Source organism: Bartonella sp. AA1HLJMS, from assembly GCF_042197445.1.
In the GTDB taxonomy this organism is placed as follows: Bacteria; Pseudomonadota; Alphaproteobacteria; order Rhizobiales; family Rhizobiaceae; genus Bartonella.
On record NZ_JBHIRW010000260.1, the window covers coordinates 1 to 833 of the forward strand.

Below are 833 nucleotides of genomic sequence, written 5' to 3' on the forward strand. Positions count from 1 at the left end.
TTTGAATCGTAAAACAAAATGATTTCCCATGAGCGATAAACCATCTGCTCAAAGTCCAGCTAGCTCAAACTCATAGCTTTCTAAACCTTTAGGCTCGCTCTTCCCCAAGGGGGCATAGTCAGATATATTACTTCCCTCACCTCTTCACGCGCTGGGATAAAAAAATCTGAAACTACGAGGCAACGCTGCATTTGTATGCAGCGTTGTTGTTAGGAATAAGCTTCTATTGAGATAGTTCTAATGGGAAGCACCCACAGCTAATGATATAGGGATTAATTTGGATTCTTTCGAAATGCTATATATAAATTTAATGTGCCACCCCAAAACACACCATCAGTGAACCCACTTAAAAGACCAAAAAGAAGATTAAAATCAAATGCATATTTCAAATCAGGTTCAATATTGAGAAAAACAATCAATGTGAATTTGATGACAAAAGCGATAAGAATAAATATCAGCGTCAACGGCGTACCATGCCGAATAATGAAATCCGTTCCCTCTTTGATTTTTAAACGCGCAGTAGCACGCCAGAGCAACCAGCCAACGCCAAAGCCGATCATCAGCCCTGCCAACATTGCGATTGCTCCCCAGCGTGGGAAAGCCAGCTGGTTAATCACATCGCTTGCGCCCAAAAAAAGAAAGACTAACGGCAAGAGAAAAAGGCGGTAAACCTTCGTTTCCCTATCTTTCAATGCGATTATTCCCCTCGCGATGAGAAAAATAAGCAAAATCCAGGCCCATAAAGGGGTTCCGGTCAGAATGTTAAACAATGACATATTATGCTCCATGATGTTTGATGCGATAAAAATATTGCATGATGTTAGGAAGATATT

General features: G+C 40.7%; 1 protein-coding gene. It reads right to left on the reverse strand.

Annotated elements, in window-relative coordinates; translation table 11 throughout:
- Nucleotides 1-272: 272 nt before the first annotated feature.
- The coding region (locus ACFIQE_RS11050; RefSeq protein WP_375707770.1) for a hypothetical protein at nt 273-833 on the reverse strand (561 nt) is incomplete at its 5' end.